This window comes from Bradyrhizobium sp. USDA 4369 (genome assembly GCF_054056435.1).
In genome coordinates, this window is the sequence record NZ_JBSRYH010000001.1 from 4,489,904 (window position 1) to 4,505,505 (window position 15,602).

17 protein-coding genes are annotated in these 15,602 nt (G+C 66.3%); 4 read left to right on the top strand and 13 right to left on the bottom strand.

Going from position 1 to position 15,602, the window contains the following annotated elements; genetic code table 11:
* Positions 1 to 36: 36 nt before the first annotated feature.
* The 4 genes from ACVIJ6_RS20135 to ACVIJ6_RS20150 all read right to left on the bottom strand — a co-directional run bounded on the left by ACVIJ6_RS20135 (position 37) and on the right by ACVIJ6_RS20150 (position 3,817).
* Positions 37 to 705 carry an OmpA family protein gene (locus ACVIJ6_RS20135; RefSeq protein ID WP_456774108.1) on the bottom strand — a complete coding sequence of 223 codons (669 nt, stop codon included), beginning with the start codon at positions 703 to 705 and terminating at the stop codon, positions 37 to 39.
* Complete coding sequence (locus tag ACVIJ6_RS20140; RefSeq protein ID WP_456774109.1) at positions 705 to 1,121, bottom strand: hypothetical protein; 417 nt, start codon at positions 1,119 to 1,121, stop codon at positions 705 to 707. Before ACVIJ6_RS20140 ends, ACVIJ6_RS20135 begins: the two co-directional genes overlap by 1 nt.
* A 118-nt stretch (positions 1,122 to 1,239) precedes the next feature.
* On the bottom strand, positions 1,240 to 3,615 hold the full coding sequence (locus tag ACVIJ6_RS20145) for an ATP-dependent helicase (protein ID WP_456774110.1): 2,376 nt from the start codon (positions 3,613 to 3,615) through the stop codon (positions 1,240 to 1,242).
* Positions 3,521 to 3,817 (bottom strand): UvrD-helicase domain-containing protein, encoded by a 297-nt coding sequence (locus tag ACVIJ6_RS20150; RefSeq protein ID WP_456774111.1) that lies wholly within the window; start codon positions 3,815 to 3,817, stop codon positions 3,521 to 3,523. The genes ACVIJ6_RS20145 and ACVIJ6_RS20150 overlap by 95 nt, the downstream gene beginning before the upstream one ends.
* Before the next feature lie 272 nt (positions 3,818 to 4,089).
* Between ACVIJ6_RS20150 and ACVIJ6_RS20155 the strand changes: the two genes are divergently transcribed.
* Entirely contained in the window at positions 4,090 to 4,263 is a 174-nt protein-coding gene (locus ACVIJ6_RS20155; RefSeq protein ID WP_008964634.1) for a DUF1328 domain-containing protein, read from the top strand.
* An 83-nt stretch (positions 4,264 to 4,346) separates the two neighbouring features.
* On the opposite strand, the gene ACVIJ6_RS20160 is transcribed toward ACVIJ6_RS20155, so the two are convergent.
* The 4 genes from ACVIJ6_RS20160 to ACVIJ6_RS20175 are packed head-to-tail and all read right to left on the bottom strand — an operon-like array spanning position 4,347 to position 7,457.
* Positions 4,347 to 4,991: a hypothetical protein gene (locus ACVIJ6_RS20160; RefSeq protein WP_012046014.1), complete on the bottom strand. Its 645-nt coding sequence runs from the start codon at positions 4,989 to 4,991 to the stop codon at positions 4,347 to 4,349.
* Complete coding sequence (locus ACVIJ6_RS20165) at positions 4,988 to 5,800, bottom strand: OmpA family protein (RefSeq protein ID WP_456774112.1); 813 nt, start codon at positions 5,798 to 5,800, stop codon at positions 4,988 to 4,990. Before ACVIJ6_RS20165 ends, ACVIJ6_RS20160 begins: the two co-directional genes overlap by 4 nt.
* A gap of 1 nt (position 5,801) precedes the next feature.
* Positions 5,802 to 6,563, bottom strand: coding sequence for an oxygen-binding di-iron domain-containing protein (locus ACVIJ6_RS20170; RefSeq protein WP_012046012.1), 762 nt, complete (start codon positions 6,561 to 6,563; stop codon positions 5,802 to 5,804).
* Between the two features lie 60 nt (positions 6,564 to 6,623).
* Entirely contained in the window at positions 6,624 to 7,457 is an 834-nt protein-coding gene (locus ACVIJ6_RS20175) for a roadblock/LC7 domain-containing protein (RefSeq protein WP_456774113.1), read from the bottom strand.
* A gap of 263 nt (positions 7,458 to 7,720) precedes the next feature.
* On the opposite strand from ACVIJ6_RS20175, the gene ACVIJ6_RS20180 reads away from it, so the two are divergent.
* Positions 7,721 to 9,220 (top strand): amidase, encoded by a 1,500-nt coding sequence (locus ACVIJ6_RS20180; protein ID WP_456774114.1) that lies wholly within the window; start codon positions 7,721 to 7,723, stop codon positions 9,218 to 9,220.
* Positions 9,221 to 9,222: 2 nt separating this feature from the next.
* Here the strand turns inward: ACVIJ6_RS20180 and ACVIJ6_RS20185 are convergent, their stop codons facing one another.
* Complete coding sequence (locus ACVIJ6_RS20185; RefSeq protein WP_456774115.1) at positions 9,223 to 9,729, bottom strand: thioesterase family protein; 507 nt, start codon at positions 9,727 to 9,729, stop codon at positions 9,223 to 9,225.
* Positions 9,730 to 9,801: 72 nt separating this feature from the next.
* Between ACVIJ6_RS20185 and ACVIJ6_RS20190 the strand changes: the two genes are divergently transcribed.
* Positions 9,802 to 11,223 (top strand): FAD-binding oxidoreductase, encoded by a 1,422-nt coding sequence (locus ACVIJ6_RS20190; protein WP_456774116.1) that lies wholly within the window; start codon positions 9,802 to 9,804, stop codon positions 11,221 to 11,223.
* 175 nt (positions 11,224 to 11,398) lie between these two features.
* On the opposite strand, the gene ACVIJ6_RS20195 is transcribed toward ACVIJ6_RS20190, so the two are convergent.
* The 4 genes from ACVIJ6_RS20195 to ACVIJ6_RS20210 form a co-directional block, all read right to left on the bottom strand.
* Positions 11,399 to 11,662 (bottom strand): GCG_CRPN prefix-to-repeats domain-containing protein, encoded by a 264-nt coding sequence (locus ACVIJ6_RS20195; RefSeq protein ID WP_456774117.1) that lies wholly within the window; start codon positions 11,660 to 11,662, stop codon positions 11,399 to 11,401.
* 271 nt (positions 11,663 to 11,933) lie between these two features.
* Positions 11,934 to 12,164: a hypothetical protein gene (locus ACVIJ6_RS20200; protein ID WP_456774118.1), complete on the bottom strand. Its 231-nt coding sequence runs from the start codon at positions 12,162 to 12,164 to the stop codon at positions 11,934 to 11,936.
* A 117-nt stretch (positions 12,165 to 12,281) separates the two neighbouring features.
* Complete coding sequence (locus tag ACVIJ6_RS20205; RefSeq protein WP_456774119.1) at positions 12,282 to 13,973, bottom strand: SulP family inorganic anion transporter; 1,692 nt, start codon at positions 13,971 to 13,973, stop codon at positions 12,282 to 12,284.
* A 42-nt stretch (positions 13,974 to 14,015) separates the two neighbouring features.
* Positions 14,016 to 14,933, bottom strand: a complete 918-nt coding sequence (locus tag ACVIJ6_RS20210; RefSeq protein ID WP_456774120.1) for a LysR family transcriptional regulator — start codon at positions 14,931 to 14,933, stop codon at positions 14,016 to 14,018.
* A 102-nt stretch (positions 14,934 to 15,035) separates the two neighbouring features.
* Here ACVIJ6_RS20210 and ACVIJ6_RS20215 point away from each other — a divergent pair, with 102 nt between their 5' ends.
* The gene (locus ACVIJ6_RS20215) at positions 15,036 to 15,470 is read left to right on the top strand and encodes a DoxX family protein (protein WP_012046003.1); all 435 of its coding nucleotides are present in this window, start codon (positions 15,036 to 15,038) and stop codon (positions 15,468 to 15,470) included.
* Positions 15,471 to 15,602 lie beyond the last annotated feature (132 nt).

The window sequence follows — 15,602 nt, forward strand, 5'->3', positions numbered from 1 at the left end:
GCGGGGTTCATGGTCACCGCGCAGGTCTCGGCTGCATCAATTGCGATGCTTGCGCGGCGCCTGCTTGCCCAGCGGTGCCGGAGCCGCGGCTGGAGACGGAGCGGCCGCCTCTTCGGCGACCTTGGCCACCGTGATGATCTGGATCTGCTGGTTGACCGAGGCCGCCGGCTTGGACGGATCGAGCAGCTGCTCCTCGCCAAGCCCGATCGATTGCAGCCGCTTGACCGAGATCTTGAACGTGTTGGCCAGGATATCGCGGATCGCATCGGCGCGGCGCTGGCTCAGGATGACATTGGCCTCACGCCGGCCATTGGCCTCGACATGGCCGACGATCAGGAAGGTGTAGGGCAGCAGCTCGGAATGCACCATCGCGTCGGCGATTCGTCCCACGGTCTGGTAGGAGTCCGGGCGCACGATCGGCGTGTCCTGGTCGAACTGGATGTCGACATTGAGGGCCGGCAGGTTCATCAGCTCGGGCGCGATCGGCGGGCGCTTCTGCGGCGGCGGCTCGTTGCGGCCGCGCATCTTGGATCGTTCCTGAGTCTGCTGCTTCAGCGCGGGCAGATCGAGCGTGGGCGCCGCCTCGAAGCGGGCGAGCTGGCGCACGATGTCGTCGCGCGTCACTTCCTGCGACCGTGCCGGCGCCATCGCCGCAATCACGACGGCAGCCATCAGCCCGCCGATCAACGAGCCCGCTCTGCGCATCAGCGATACCCCGCGTCGCTGATCGCCTGCTGACAGCGCGCACTGACGCCGCTGGCGGTGGTCAGGCAGGAGATCGACTTGCTGGTCTCCTTGGTGGACCCGCTGCACAGCTTGACGATCTCGCGCTGACAGGCACTGGCCACGGTGACCCGCGCGGCAATGCGCTTCTGGATCGCCTCGAACGCCTTGAAATAAGTGGCCTTGCATTGCGCGGACACCACGTCCTGGTTGCGCGACAGGCACTCCTTGAGCCGGTTTGAATCGAGATTGACGCCGCGGCAATTCGCGGTGATGTCGACGCCGCAGCTCGACGCGATCAAGCCGGCCGACTCGCCAAAGCTCACCGTCTGCGCCGTCGCAAATGACGGCGAGCCCAACGCGACCGCAATGATGAGCAGAACATATCCCCGGACCATGGCTGCATCTCATACGACGCGCGCTGCCATGGTCAAGGCCTAACCAAGGCGAAGTGTGAGGTTCGGTTGCTATCGTCCGATGCTGCGGACCGATGCCCGCTCGACCGTGGCTCTCGGGTCACGCCCGCTGGACGAAGCTGTCGACGACCTTCTTCTCGCCGGCCTTGTCGAAGGCGATGGTCAGCTTGTTGCCATCGATCCTGACCACTTTGCCATAGCCGAACTTCTGGTGAAACACGCGGTCGCCGAGCGCGAATTCGGAGGTCGTTCCGGTGGACTTCGCGACCAGCTCACCCTCGATCGTCAGCGGTCCGCGCTTGTTCCGGCCGAATTGACCGCCGAAGCTGCCGCCGAACGGATCGCGCCCTGCGAACGGCGACGGCTCCTCCTGGAAGCCGCCCTCCGAAGAGCCTCGTGACGCGGGGCGCCGCGCCTGCGCGCGCTGCCAGCCCGGCGTGGAATAGCTCGATCCGAACGATTCGACATTGTCGAAGCGCGACGGACCGTAGCCGCCGGCGCCGCCCCAGCCGGAACCGCCCTTGGATTCCGTGATCTCGACGCTGTCCGCTGGCAGTTCATCGAGGAAGCGCGACGGGATGGTCGTGGTCCAGGTGCCGTGAATGCGGCGGTTGGTGGCGAAATAGATCTTCGCGCGTCGACGCGCGCGCGTCAGGCCGACATGGGCAAGGCGACGCTCCTCTTCGAGGCCGGCGCGGCCCTGTTCGTCAAGCGTGCGTTGGCTGGGGAACAGGCCTTCCTCCCAGCCCGGTAGGAACACGTTGTCGAACTCCAATCCCTTGGCCGAGTGCAAGGTCATCAACGAGACCGCATCCTCGTCGGCCGCGCCCTCGCGGTCCATCACCAGCGAAATGTGCTCGAGGAAGCCGTGCAGGTTCTCGAACTCCTCCATCGAACGGATGAGCTCTTTCAAATTGTCGAGCCGCCCTGCGGCGTCGGCCGAGCGGTCCTTCTGCCACATCTCGGTATAGCCGCTCTCGTCGAGCACGATCTCGGCGAGCTCGGTGTGCGGCGTCACCTCGCGCTGGGCGCGCCAGCGCTCGAACTGCAGGATCAGCCCGCGCAGCGACCCGCGCGCCTTCGGTTTCAGCTCGTCGGTCTCGACCACTGCGCGCGCCGCTTCGAACAGCGGGATGCGGCGCTTGCGGGCGTGGTCGTGCAGCATCTGCACGGTGGCATCGCCGAGCCCGCGCTTCGGCACGTTGATGATGCGCTCGAAGGCGAGATCGTCGGCCGGCGAATTGATGACGCGCAGATAGGCCAACGCATCGCGGATCTCGGCGCGCTCATAGAAGCGCGGGCCGCCGATGACGCGATAGGGCAGGCCGAGCGTGACGAAGCGGTCCTCGAACTCGCGCATCTGATACGAGGCGCGCACCAGGATCGCGATGTCGTTGAGCGGTTCGCCCTTGCGCTGCAGCTCCTCGATCTCCTCGCCGATGCCGCGCGCTTCCTCCTCCGAATCCCAGGCGCCGGTGACCGTGACCTTCTCGCCCTCGACATCCTCGGTTCGCAGGGTCTTGCCGAGGCGGCCTTCATTGTGCGTGATCAGATGCGAGGCCGCGGCGAGAATATGTGCCGTCGAGCGATAATTGCGCTCCAGCCGGATCACCTTGGCGCCGGGAAAGTCGTGCTCGAAGCGCAGGATGTTGTCGACCTCGGCGCCGCGCCAGCCATAGATCGACTGGTCGTCGTCGCCGACGCAGCAGATGTTCTTGGGGTGGGGGGGCGCGCCAGCAACCGCAACGCTCTTGTCGTCATCACCGGCCCGGCGCGCAGCGTCGAGACCTGGTGATCCGTCCTCTGAAGCGGTGATGGATGGCCGGGGCGAGCCCGGCAATGACGAACCGGAGGACGACGGCGCCTGCGAAAGCAGGCGCAGCCAGAGGTATTGCGCGACGTTGGTGTCCTGATACTCATCGACCAGGATGAACTTGAAGCGGCTCTGATACTGCCTGAGCACATCGGGGTGTTCGCGGAACAGCCGGATGTTTTCGAGCAGCAAATCGCCGAAATCGGCGGCGTTGAGGATCTTCAGCCGCTCCTGATAGCTCGCATAGAGCTTGCCGCCTTTGCCGTTGCCGAACACCGCGGCTTCGCCGGGCGGCACCTGCGACGGCATCAAGCCGCGATTCTTCCAGCCATCGATCAGGCCAGCCAGCATGCGCGCCGGCCACCTTTTGTCGTCGATATTTTCGGCCTGCAACAGCTGCTTGAGCAGGCGGATCTGGTCATCGACGTCGAGCACGGTGAAGTTGGATTTCAGCTGCACCAGCTCGGCATGGCTGCGCAGGATGCGCCCGGCGATCGAGTGGAAGGTGCCGAGCCAAGGCATGCCTTCGACCGCCTGTCCGAGCATCTCGGCGAGACGCGTCTTCATCTCACGCGCCGCCTTGTTGGTGAAGGTCACCGACAGGATCTCGCCGGGGCGCGCCCGGCCCTGGCTCAGAATATGCGCGATGCGGGTGGTGAGCACGCGGTGTCTTGCCGGTGCCTGCCCCGGCCAGCACCAGGACAGGGCCATCCAGCGTCTCGACCGCGTCGCGCTGCTCCGGATTGAGGCCTGCGAGATAGCGTGCGCCCCCCGAAGCGGCGGCACGCGCACGCGCGGCGATACCGCCGGCGACGGGCTGGTGGTCAGGCGCAGGAAAGGGGCTCACGCGGTTGGGCTCGGTCATCGGCGAATCAGTCTCATCCCGTTGCCGGCATCATACGACGGCATCAACGGGTCTGCAGGAGGAGCCCTCATAGCAGGGATTGACGGCTATATGGGGCCGATCGCCGCGTTTTACAGCCCTAATTCGGGGCAGCGGCAGGGCCGATTGTTCCGGCGATTCGCGAATTTTTAGCCGTGCAGCGCCCTGGAACCATTGTTCCCGGTCCCGATTGTCCCGGCAACGGCGCAGGCTCGCGTCGCTTTGAACCGCAATCGAGAGACAGAGGTCGTGTCATGTTAGGCTGGGTCGTCACCTTCCTGGTTATCGCATTGATCGCCGGCATCCTCGGCTTCGGCGGCGTCGCCGGTGCCTCCATCGAGATCGCCAAGATCATCTTCTTCATCGCTATCGTGCTGTTTCTGGTGTCGGCCGTCGTGGGCCTCGCCCGCGGCCGCACCCGCGTGTAGTCGGCCTCATCCCTGACAATGAGGTCGGCGAAGGGCGTAGCGCCTCGCAAGAGGTGCTGCGCCCTTTGCGCTTTGTTGCTCCGTCACGCCGGCGCAGTGAGCGCGACCTGGACCTTGGCGAGAGCCGGATCGAGCGCCACGGAGGCGAGCCGCGGATCATTGGACAGCGCGGTCAGGGTCAGCGTCTGGTCCTGGACGCGGAAGATCCGGCACAGCGTCGTGGCCTCCGTTGCATCGCGCAGCATCACCGAGAGCGGCGCGACGGCGTGCTCACCGCTGACCTTCTCGGCGACCAGCGAAAGCCGTGTTGCGGCCGCGGCCAGCCGCTCGGTATGACGGGCGGTGGTATTGGCCGCGAGCGGCAGGCCCTCTTCATTGGTCAGCAGCACGGTCTGGAAACGGCCGACCTCGGCGATCCGGTCGAGCAGCGGCACCAGCTCGCGACGGCGGCCGGGGCGGGTTGCAAGCTGAGCCAGATCCAGCGAGATGCGCTCGCGCTCGACCAGCGGCGCCAGCACGTCCTGAATGGCGCTGCGCAGGCTGGTCTCCCGCTCGGCAGCCTCCTGATTGCTCCGCTCCTGCAGCTGGTCGAGACTGGCCGCCTGCAGTTGCACCTGCCGGCGCAGCAGATCGCGCGCCTGCGCGCCCTGGCGTGCGCCGAACAGATAACCGCCGGTGAGCAGAAGAATGGCGGCGCCGAGGCCGCTGAGAATGGCATAGATCGTCATGGTCGCTTCGCTGCCGTGAGTTGATCGCAATCGTCGACGCCGGCGAGCCGCAGGACTGCCTTGCGGTCGCCGGCCACCGCCTCGGCCGTGCCGCGCGCCTCGCCGGCCCCTGCAGCGCGCACCGTGATGCGATGCGCCGCGATGCCATCGCGCTTCAATAGCTCCGCGACGGCCTTGGCGCGCGAATAGCTCAGGAGCACGTTGAGATCCTCGCTGCCGCTGGCGTCGGTATGCCCCTCGACCAGGACCGCCGCGTCGCCATGTCGCGACAACGCGCTTTGCAGGATCGGCAGCGACCGTTTCACGTCGGCCGGATTGGGCCGCGTGCTGCCGCGCTCGAAGGCGATCGACAGCGGCGCGAAACATTCCGTGGCGGCCTTGCGGGCGGCGGTCGCCGGTTCGGGCGGGGCGGCGGCGGGCGTCGGACTGGGCACGCTGATGACAGGCTCCGGCGCCGCGGCTGGGGCTGCGATCGTCACAGGGGTCTGCGACGGCTCCGGCGACGGCGTCTCCGGTGGCTTCAGCATCGGCTCGGGCGCCCGCTCCGCCGGCGCAGGCGCTGGCATTGGCGCTGGCGTCACCGCCGGCGGTGCTGACGCGGCGACCTCCGGAGCGCGTGCCAAGCTCTGCTGCCACAGCGCCGCCGACATGATGGCGATCAGCACGCCGGCGACGGCAAACGCCGCTGCGAGCCAGACGGGGGCCTCCTCGCCGGCGACGGTGCAGGGCTCGAAACGCGCTGCGGCCGAGGACGGTGGCGTGCCGTGCGGCAGCGGTGACGGACCGAAATGGGAAGACGGCGCCAGCATGTCAGGCCGCGGGCACCTTGAATTTCGGCGTGATCAGGTCGATGCCGCATTCGAGCCCGGCGCACCATTCGATGAACTGGCGCGACATCCCCGCATCCGGAAACAGCGCGCCGTGCTGCGGGGCGATGATCTCGATGTCGAGCGGCCGCACCATCTGCGCCCACGCCTTCATCACCCGGTTCGACACCATGTAGCGGCGATGGAAGCCCTCCATGAAGCGGATATGCGCCTTGAAGTCGCGGGTGACCGTGTAGTCGACACCGATCGAGGCGCCGAGATCGCCGCTGTAGAGGATTTTCGAAATCGGATCGTAGAGCTGGAAATTGCCTTCGCTGTGCAGGAAATGCGCGGGCAGGGCGTAGAGCTTGCTGCCGGCGAGATCGAACACCATGCCCTCGTCGGGGATCGGCTTCAGCCGATGGGCGACGATGTGATCGAAGCCGAAATGCGGCACGAAGCGGGTCCACAGCTCGGAGATGTAGGCATCGGCGTCGGTGGTCATCAGCCAGCCATTGATCGCCGCCACGATGTCGGGATCCTGATGCGACAGGAACAGATATTTCAGCCGCCCGCCCGAGAGCTCGCTGAAGGTCTCGCCCAGCACCTTGGAATAGACCTTGTGCCCGCCGGGGTCGAGCAGCATGCCGACGCGGTCATGGATGATCAGATGCTGGTTCGCCTGCACGGCGAGGTCGCCGGCGTTGAAATCCTCCAGCAGGATGTTCTTGTGAACGCCGTCATCATAGAGGACGGTATTGGCCATGAAACTACTCCCTCCGACGCCGCGCCATTGCACGCGCCGGCTGTTTTGACGACGATTGCGCTAAAGGACTTTCTGCAGCGACCGGACCGCCTCGCGCATGTCGAAGAAGGTGAGCCCGAGCTTGCTGTTCTCGTTGGTCAGCGCGAGCAGCAGCGCGCCGCGGCCGGCGCTGACCAGCACCGCGTAGCCGGACTCGCCGCGGATGATGACCTCCTGCAGATGGCTGCGGCCGAGCTCCATCGCCGCGCGGCCACCGAGCGACAGCAGCGTTGCGGTCATGCCGGCGACCCGCGTCTCCTCCATGTCGGCGGCGAGCACGCTTGCGATCATCAGCCCGTCCTCCGAGATCAGAGCGCAGGCCTCGACTCCGAAGGAGTCGCTCTGAAGCTTGCGCAGCACCCGGTTGATTTCATCGAGACGTGACATCGGTTTCTCCTCGACGGCGCGCGCCGAAAACTTGGAATGAAATTGACTCTGAGCCATGGCGGGGTCCTGGTCGTCATCGTGAGTTGTTGAAGCGGAAACGGTGGGAACGTCGGAATTTGCAGCAAAGAAACGAGGGAAGTGGCCGGGAGCCAGCGTCACCGGCGGCTCCGGATCGTCGAGCGGTGCGCTCAGCGCGCGCGTCTCGATCGTCTCGACCGCGTCGTCGAGCGCGCGCTGCTCGGCCTTGATGCGCGATCGCGAGACGGGCGGATCCATCGCCTCGAGCTGAGTGAGCAAAGCGTGGCGGGCCGACTGATAGACTTCGGCGCGGCGCTCTGCATTTGAATCGGGAAGGTTCTCCATCGCGCGCGACAGCAGGATGAAGTAGTCGGCTGTGGTGACGCGGCCAATCGGCGAAGTCGCGTCCGAGGCTTGTGATGTCTTCAGCAGGCTTGCCAAGCGTCCCATTGCAGTCTCGTCAACTCAACGCCACACAACGATGCGTCAGCGTAAGTCGTCATCGGCAGCACCACGAATGATCTGAATCAAATTAACTAACGTGTGATGCTATTACTTAATATCGCCGTCGCGCCGGCTGATTGCGGGCGCGACTCTGCCGCAATGGCCGTTGTTTGGCCGTATTGTCGCCGTTTTTTCTCGCCGCTGCGCCGCCATTCCGGCCGGAATCTGCTACGATGACGGTCGGCTGATTGCCATGCGGGGAGGGCAATGTGAGCGTCCAGGATTATGTGCAGCGCGATGCGACGGCGCTGGCTGACGCGGTCAGGACAGGCGAGACCACGGCGGCCGAGCTTCTGCAGCTCGCTTTGCAGCAGAGCGAGCGGGCGCAGCCGAGAACCAACGCGATCTGCAAGCTGATGGAGCGCGAGGCGCGCGCGCAACTGACCGGGCTTGAGGCCGGCCCGTTCACCGGCGTGCCGTTTCTGATCAAGGACTGTGCGCAGGACTATGCCGGCCTGCCGACGGCCTGTGGCAGCAAGGCGCTGTCCGGCGTCGTCGCCGCTGAGCACGCGTATGTCGTCCGGCGCTATATCGAGGCCGGTCTTGTGATTTTCGGCAAGACCAATCTTCCGGAGCTCGCGCTGAAGGGCGTGTCCGACTCGCGCGCCTTCGGCCGGGTCAACAATCCCTGGAATGCGGCGCATGTGGCCGGCGGTTCGAGCGGCGGCGCCGCGGCGGCCGTCGCCTCGGGCGTGGTGCCGATGGCCGCCGGCAATGACGGCGGCGGCTCCATTCGCATTCCCGCCGCCTGTTGTGGCCTGTTTGGACTGAAGCCGTCGCGCGGCCGGGTCTCCTCCGGGCCGGGCTTCGGCGAATATTGGTACGGCGCCTCCAGCGAAGGCGTGATCTCGCGCAGCGTGCGCGACACGGCGCTGGCGCTCGACGTCATCACCGGGCCCGAGCCTGGCGATCCGTTTCTCGTGGCCGAGCCTGGCGTGGTGTTCGCGAACGCCGTGACGCGCGATCCGCCGCGCCTGCGCATCGGTGTCACGACGGTCTCGCCGATCGGCACGGCAGTTCATGCCGAGGCGAAGCTCGCGACCGAGCATGCCGTCAAACTGCTGCAGGGCCTCGGCCATCAGGTCGAGGAGGCGACGCCCGAGATCGACGGCGGTGCGCTCGCGACCTCGTTCCTGCACATCTATTTCGGCCAGGTGGCGGCGCTGGTGGCCGAGGCGCGCGCCAAAGGCGCCGGGCGCGCGGAGTTCGAACTTCTGACACGCGTGCTGGCGACGCTCGGCGGGGCGATCTCCGCCGGCGCGTTGACGACGCAGCTGTTGAAATGGAACGGCTTCGCCCGCGCGCTGGCGCGTTTCCATGCGCGCTACGACATGCTGCTGACGCCGACTTTGGCGCATCCGCCGGTGCGCCACGGCCAGGGCGATCCGACGGCGGCCGAGCAGATATTGCTCGACATGCTCGATCGCGTCGGCCTGCTCGGATTGCTGACGCGCTTGGGCTGGCTCGACGGCATGATCGACAAGATCGCCCGCGACAGCCTGCAATATGTGCCGTTCACCCAGCTCGCCAATCTGACCGGCACGCCGGCGATGAGCGTGCCGCTGCATTGGACCGCCGAGGGCCTGCCGCTCGGCGTCCAGTTCACGGGCCGGTTGGGCGATGAACTCCGGCTGCTGCAGCTCGCCCGTCAGCTCGAGCAGGCGCAGCCTTGGTTCGACCGCCTTCCGGACTGGGTGCTTTCGGGCTGAACCTATTTCTTCGGCATGCCGATGGCGCGGCCAAGGCCCTCGGGCCGCGGCAGCGCAGCATGCGCCTGCAGCACGCGGCCGATATTGTCCTGGATATCGGCCGGGAATGGCGCGACCTTGCGCCTGGTCATGTCGATATGCACCGACATGTTCTCGGAGGTCGCGGAGATCCAACCTTCGTCGGCGTGGCGCAGCTCTTCGAAAGTGTGCAGCCGCTTTTCGTCGGCGGCAATCAGCCAGACCGCGATCCGGACGGGATCGCCGAGATGGATCTCGCGCAGATATCGCACATGGCATTCGGCGGTGAAGGTCGAGCCTTGGCGGTCCTTCATGTAGGCCGGCCCGATGCCGAGCTCGGCCCACATCTGATCGATCGCGCGGTCGAACATCACGTTGTAATAGGCCATGTTGAGGTGGCCGTTGTAGTCGATCCATTGCGGCTCGATCTGCATGATCTGCGACAGAAACGGGCCGCCGCCGGCCGGTGTGGGCACTGCATTATCGCTCATCGGCTCTTCCGTTTGCTCCCTTGACCCTTGTTGCGTCCTTTGCCACGGTCCGCCCAACTCGCGGAGGACATTGTGGCGACGACTCTTCCCCATCACGACCTGAAGCGGCCGGCGCCGGAGGCGCTGAAAAGCGCGCTCGACGCGCTCGCGGCCCGCTTCGGCAACAGGCTGATCACCTCGCAGGCCGTGCGCGAGCAGCATGGCCATACCACGACCTGGCTGCCGACGCAGCCGCCGGATGGCGTGGTGCTGGCGCAGGAGACCTCCGACATCCAGGACGTCGTCCGCATCTGCGCTGCCCGTGGCGTGCCGATCATTCCGTTCGGCACCGGCACCTCGCTCGAGGGCCAGGTCAACGCGCCGGCCGGCGGCATCTGCATCGACCTGCGCGACATGAACAAGGTGCTGGAGGTGCATGCCGAGGATCTCGACTGCGTGATCCAGCCCGGCATCACCCGCAAGACGCTCAACGAATATCTCCGCGACCAGGGCCTGTTCTTTCCGATCGATCCCGGCGCCGACGCTTCGCTCGGCGGCATGGCCTCGACCCGGGCCTCCGGCACCAACGCCGTGCGCTACGGCACCATCCGCGAGAACGTGCTGGCGCTGAAGGTCGTGCGGGCCGATGGCGAGATCATCAAGACCGGCACCCGCGCCAAGAAATCGGCGGCGGGCTACGATCTGACGCATCTGTTCATCGGCGCCGAGGGCACGCTCGGCATCATCTGCGAGATGACGATCCGGCTGCGCGGCATTCCCGAGACCATCGCCGCGGCCGCATGCTCGTTTGAAACGGTGCGCGGGGCGTGTCAGGCGACCATCCTGGCGATCCAGACTGGCATCCCGGTGGCGCGCATCGAGTTGCTCAATGCCGCGCAGGTCAAGGCCTGCAACGCCTATTCGAAGCTTACCCTGCCGGAGACGCCGCTGCTGCTCTTGGAGTTCCATGGCAGCGAGGCCGAGGTCGCCGAGCAGTCGAAGAATTTTGCGGAGATCGCCGCCGAATGCGGTGGCGGTGAGTTCAGCTGGACCACCAAGCCCGAGGACCGCACCAAGCTTTGGCAGGCGCGCCACGACGCCTACTGGTCCGTGAAGGCCATCCGGCCGGGCGCCGGCGTGGTTGCGACCGATGTCTGCGTGCCGATCTCGCGGCTGGCCGATTGTGTCGGCGAGACCGAGGAGGATCTCGCGCGTCTCAACCTGACCTCGCCGATCGTCGGCCATGTCGGCGACGGCAATTTCCACTGCTCGCTGATGTGCGACGTCGACGACGCCGGCGAGATGGCGCGTGGCGAGGAGTTCATGCACCGGCTGGTCGAGCGCGCCCAGGCGATGGGCGGCACCTGCACCGGTGAGCATGGCATCGGTCAGGGCAAACAGAAATACCTCAAATCCGAACTCGGTGAGGAAGCCCTCGATGCAATGCGGGCGGTGAAGAAGGCGCTCGATCCGCAGAACATCTTCAATCCCGGCAAGATCATTCCGGCGAACTGACCTCGTTGGCGGTTCTGGACCTCTTCCCGTCGAACGACGGGGAGAGGGAGCGCATCGCCGAGGCGCCGACAGCTCTGAGCCAGCCTCTTCGGGTGGGGATCACCAAACGAAGTAAGATTCCCAAACAGAAGCGCCGCCGCGTTCGACACGCGGCGGCCCTGTCGTCATGACAGGTTCAACGGCAGACGCGGCGCGGTCCCCACGGGGTCGGACGCACCCAGCAGGTGCGCGGGCCGTAGCCATAGCCGTAGTAGGCGCGCGGCGCGGGACGGCAGCGGCCCCAGCGATCGGGGAACCAACCCGGACCGCAGCCGCCAGCGACGCGCTCGACATTGCTGTCCGGCGCGGCCGGCTGCGCCGGCAGCGTAAAGGCGTGCGCGGCCGATGCGCCGAGCAGCACGGTCGCGGCGAACAGGGCGGAGGTGAACAGATTGCGCATTGCAGTGCGGTCCTCTCGTTGGTTTCGACTTGCTTGCAGTCCTTAGACGTTGCCGGACGCAATTTGGTTTCGCAATTCTTTCGACGTGGCGAAACCTCGTCCGAATACCACAGCAGATGAGCCAGATGGTGATCATGCCGCGCAGCACTGCTGATCATTTGCCGCATCGCTGTCGTTCTATCAGCGAATCTACAATATGTTTGCTGCAGGGAACATGAACGCTGCTTGCGGCCATGCACGGCGATCGGCGCAGCGGCCTCAATTGCCGGCATCAATTGCCGGCCTGGCGCGCCTTGGCATCCTTCAGCGCTGTTCTACAGCCATCGGACAGTCTGTCGAACGTCTCGATCATGCACTGCTTGATGCGGCCGCCTCCCGGCGTGACTCCGGAGCAGAGCGTGCGCATATCGTCAGCGCAGGCATGACGCAGCGCGCTCCTGTCCTGCGCCCGTGCGCTCGTGATGGAAACAGCTATCAATAGCAGCGGAACCAGTTTGCGCATGAACGATGATCCTTCCTCATGGCGTCATGAAGCCGGATGTCTCGCCGACGATGTTCTCTCGAATGTGTCGCGCGCTGCCGTGTTTGTAACGATTTGTATCGCCCGCCTCACGCGGTGTCAGCCGGTCGTTCCGCGCAGCTTTCGCAGCGCGAGGTCGACGCTGCGGAACACGCGGTCGCGCGGCAGCACCTCGTACAGGCCGAAGCGCTCGAACGCCTCCTGGGCGCGCAGCGATTCCAGCCGGGCCACCGCGAAGACGATGCCGTCCTTGTTGCACTGCTCGATCACCTCGTGCAGCGCTTGCGCAGCGGTGAAGTCGATCTCGACCATCGCGCTCGCTTCCAGCACGAGAAGGCGCGGACTGCGGCGCTGCAACAGGTGCTGCAGGTCGGCGCGAAATGTCGCGGCGTTCAGGAAGCTGAGCGGCGCCTGGAAGCCGATCACGGCGATGTCGGACAGCTGTTCGCCCCTGATGTGCGGATGCGCCGGCCACCAGATCGTCGTATCGGGCACGCGCTCGAAGGTGATGAGATGCGCGCGGGTCGTGCTCCAGATACCGTGCAGCAGCGATAGCGTGATGCCGAGCGCGACACCCTGCTCGATGGGCAGCACCACGATCGCGGCCGCGGTCGCCACGATCAGCAGGAACTCGCCCTTCGACGCGCGATACACCCTGGCAATCTGCGCCACGCGGATGATGCGCTGCGCGACGAACAGCAGCACGCCGCCCAGGGCCGCTTCCGGCACATGCGCCAGCAGCCGCGCCCCGAACAGCACGAGCAGCAGCACGATGATGGCGGCCAGCAGTCCCGCGACCTGGGAGCGTCCGCCGGTCTCGACCACGATCCCGGTGCGCGGCGGGCTCGCATTGACCGGAAACGCCCCGAACAAGCCGGCCAGCAGGCTGCCGGCGCCCGCGCCGAGGAAGTCGCGGTCGACATCGGCCGGACGATCGATAGAGGAGGGGAACGACCGGGTCGTTGCCGATGTCTGCACCATGACGACCACGGCGATCAGGAAGGCGAGCGGCACCAGCTTGGCCCATTGCTCGGCACCGATCAGCGGCATGGAGGGCATCGGAAGCGTCCCGGAAATCTCGCCGATCACATGCACGCCCTTCGCCTCGAGCCCCGCCGAGGCCACGTACAGCGTCGAAGCGACGAGCGCGATGAGCGCGCCGGGAATGCGCGCGCTGATCCGCTCGCACACCATCACGGTCGCCAGCACGCCGAAGCCGATGATGAGCGTGTGGACGTTGGTCTTGCCGAGTTCGCCCGCGAGGCCGACGATCCGCGCCAATGTCGGTCCGCTTGGAGACGGCAGTCCCAGCACGCTCGGCAATTGCGAGACGATGATGTGCACGGCGATGCCGGCCAGAAAGCCGACCGTCACCGGCACCGACAACAGATTCGCGATGCCGCCGAGCCGGAAGCCTCCGGCGAGCACCAGCAGGACCCCGACCAGCAGGGCCAGCGCCGCGGCCAGGCTGCCATACTCCGGCGTGCCGGTGGCGGCAACCAGAGCCAAGCCGGCGGCGAAGATCGGGGTGATCGTGGAATCGGCGCCGCAGGACAGGAAGCGGTTGGCGCCGAACAGGGCGAAGCCAAGCGAGCCGGCCATGAAAGCGAAAAAGCCGGTTTCCGGTGTGAAGCCGCCGAGTTTGGCGGTCGCCATCTGCTCGGGGATCGCGATGGCGGCGAGCGTCAGGCCGGCAGCGAGGTCGGCGGGAAGGGAGCCGATCCGCCATCCCGCGAGCGAGCGCAGCAAGGGCCAGTGCTGGCCATCTTCGTTGCGCGTTGACAGGGTCATGTCGATATCTCCCAAAGCACGATCCAAGAGCTGCTGGTCGGTTCACGCAAGGTCGCGATCCCAAGGTGGCTCCGGAGCGAAGGCCGCAGCGAGGTAATCGATGAAGGCGCGCACTTTGGCCGACGGCGTGCGGTCCGGCAGGTAGACGGCGTGGACCGCCAGCAGCTCCGACGGCGGAACATCCAGCCTCACTGGCACCAATCGTCCGGCGCGCACCTCGTCGCCGACGATGAAGGTCGGCTGGTAGATCAGGCCTTGGCCAGCCAGCGCGGCGGCGAGCAGCGCATCGCCATTGTTGGCGCGCAGATTGCCGCTCACGGTCACATCGATCGCCGTCTTGCCGCCCATGCGCCAGCGCGAAGGGCCCGCCGCTGCCAAGGTGTAACCGAGACAATTGTGGCCGGTGAGATCGGCCGCCCGGCGCGGCGTGCCATGCGCTTCGAGATAGGATGGAGCGGCGCAGATCATCATCCGGCACGGCGCGAGCCGCCGCGCCACCAGGCTGGAGTCCTTCAGCGTGCCGATCCGGATCGCGAGGTCCCAGCCTTCCTCGATCAGGTCAACCAGTCGGTCGTTCAGCCCGAGCTCGACGCTGACACCGGGATAGAGCGCGGCAAAGCGGGCGAGCAGCGGCGCGATTTGACGCGTGCCGAACGCCAGCGGGACGTTCAGCCGCAACAGTCCGCGCGGCTCGACGCGGTCGGCCGCGATTGCGCTCTCGGCCGCCTCGAAATCGCCGAGCACGCGCTCGGCGAGGTCGAGATAGCGCCGGCCCGCCTCGGTGATGGTCAGCCGCCGCGTGGTGCGGTGAAACAGCTTGGCGCCGAGCCGCGTCTCCAGCGCCGCGAGGTGCTTGGTGACCATGGTCGGAGACATGCCGAGCAGCCGTGCCGCTCCGGACAGGCTGCCGGATCCGGCCACCTTCGAGAGGACTTCCAGCCCTGTCAGCCGGTCAAGCACTCCATCATCTCACTCTAGGGGGGTGAACTGAATTTCCATTGTACCGGATTATCTCCTAACGGGAAATGATCCATATCCCGGGGGTCCCCACCGGAGGTTTTGATGATCGATTCCCGCACTGCGCCTTATGCTGCGCTCCTGCTCCGCCTCACGCTCGGCGGCCTGTTTCTGGCCCATGCCAGCCTCAAACTGTTCGTGTTCAGCCCGGCCGGCACCGCAAAGTTCTTCGGCAGCATCGGTTTGCCGCCAGAGCTTGCCTATGCCGTGATCACGGCCGAGATCCTGGCGGGCATTGCCCTGATCCTCGGCGTCTATACCCGCTGGGTCGCGCTCGCCGCCGTGCCGATCCTGCTCGGCGCCATCTTCACCGTGCATGGTTCCGCCGGGTTCTTCTTCAACAATCCGAAGGGCGGCTGGGAGTACCCGGCATTCTGGGCCGTCACCCTGGTGATCCAGGCCCTGCTCGGCGACGGCGCCTTCGCGCTCGGCGGCCTGCGCACCAGCCTCGCCGGCGGCCAATTGCGCAGCGCTCATTGACGCTGACGTGAAGTCCGCTGGCCGTCACCCCACCCCCACTGTCATCCCCGCGAAAGCGGGGATCCATAATTGCAGGGCGTCATTTGGGGCAGGCGAGACGACCCGTCTGTTCCAATCGCGACATCACGCGTT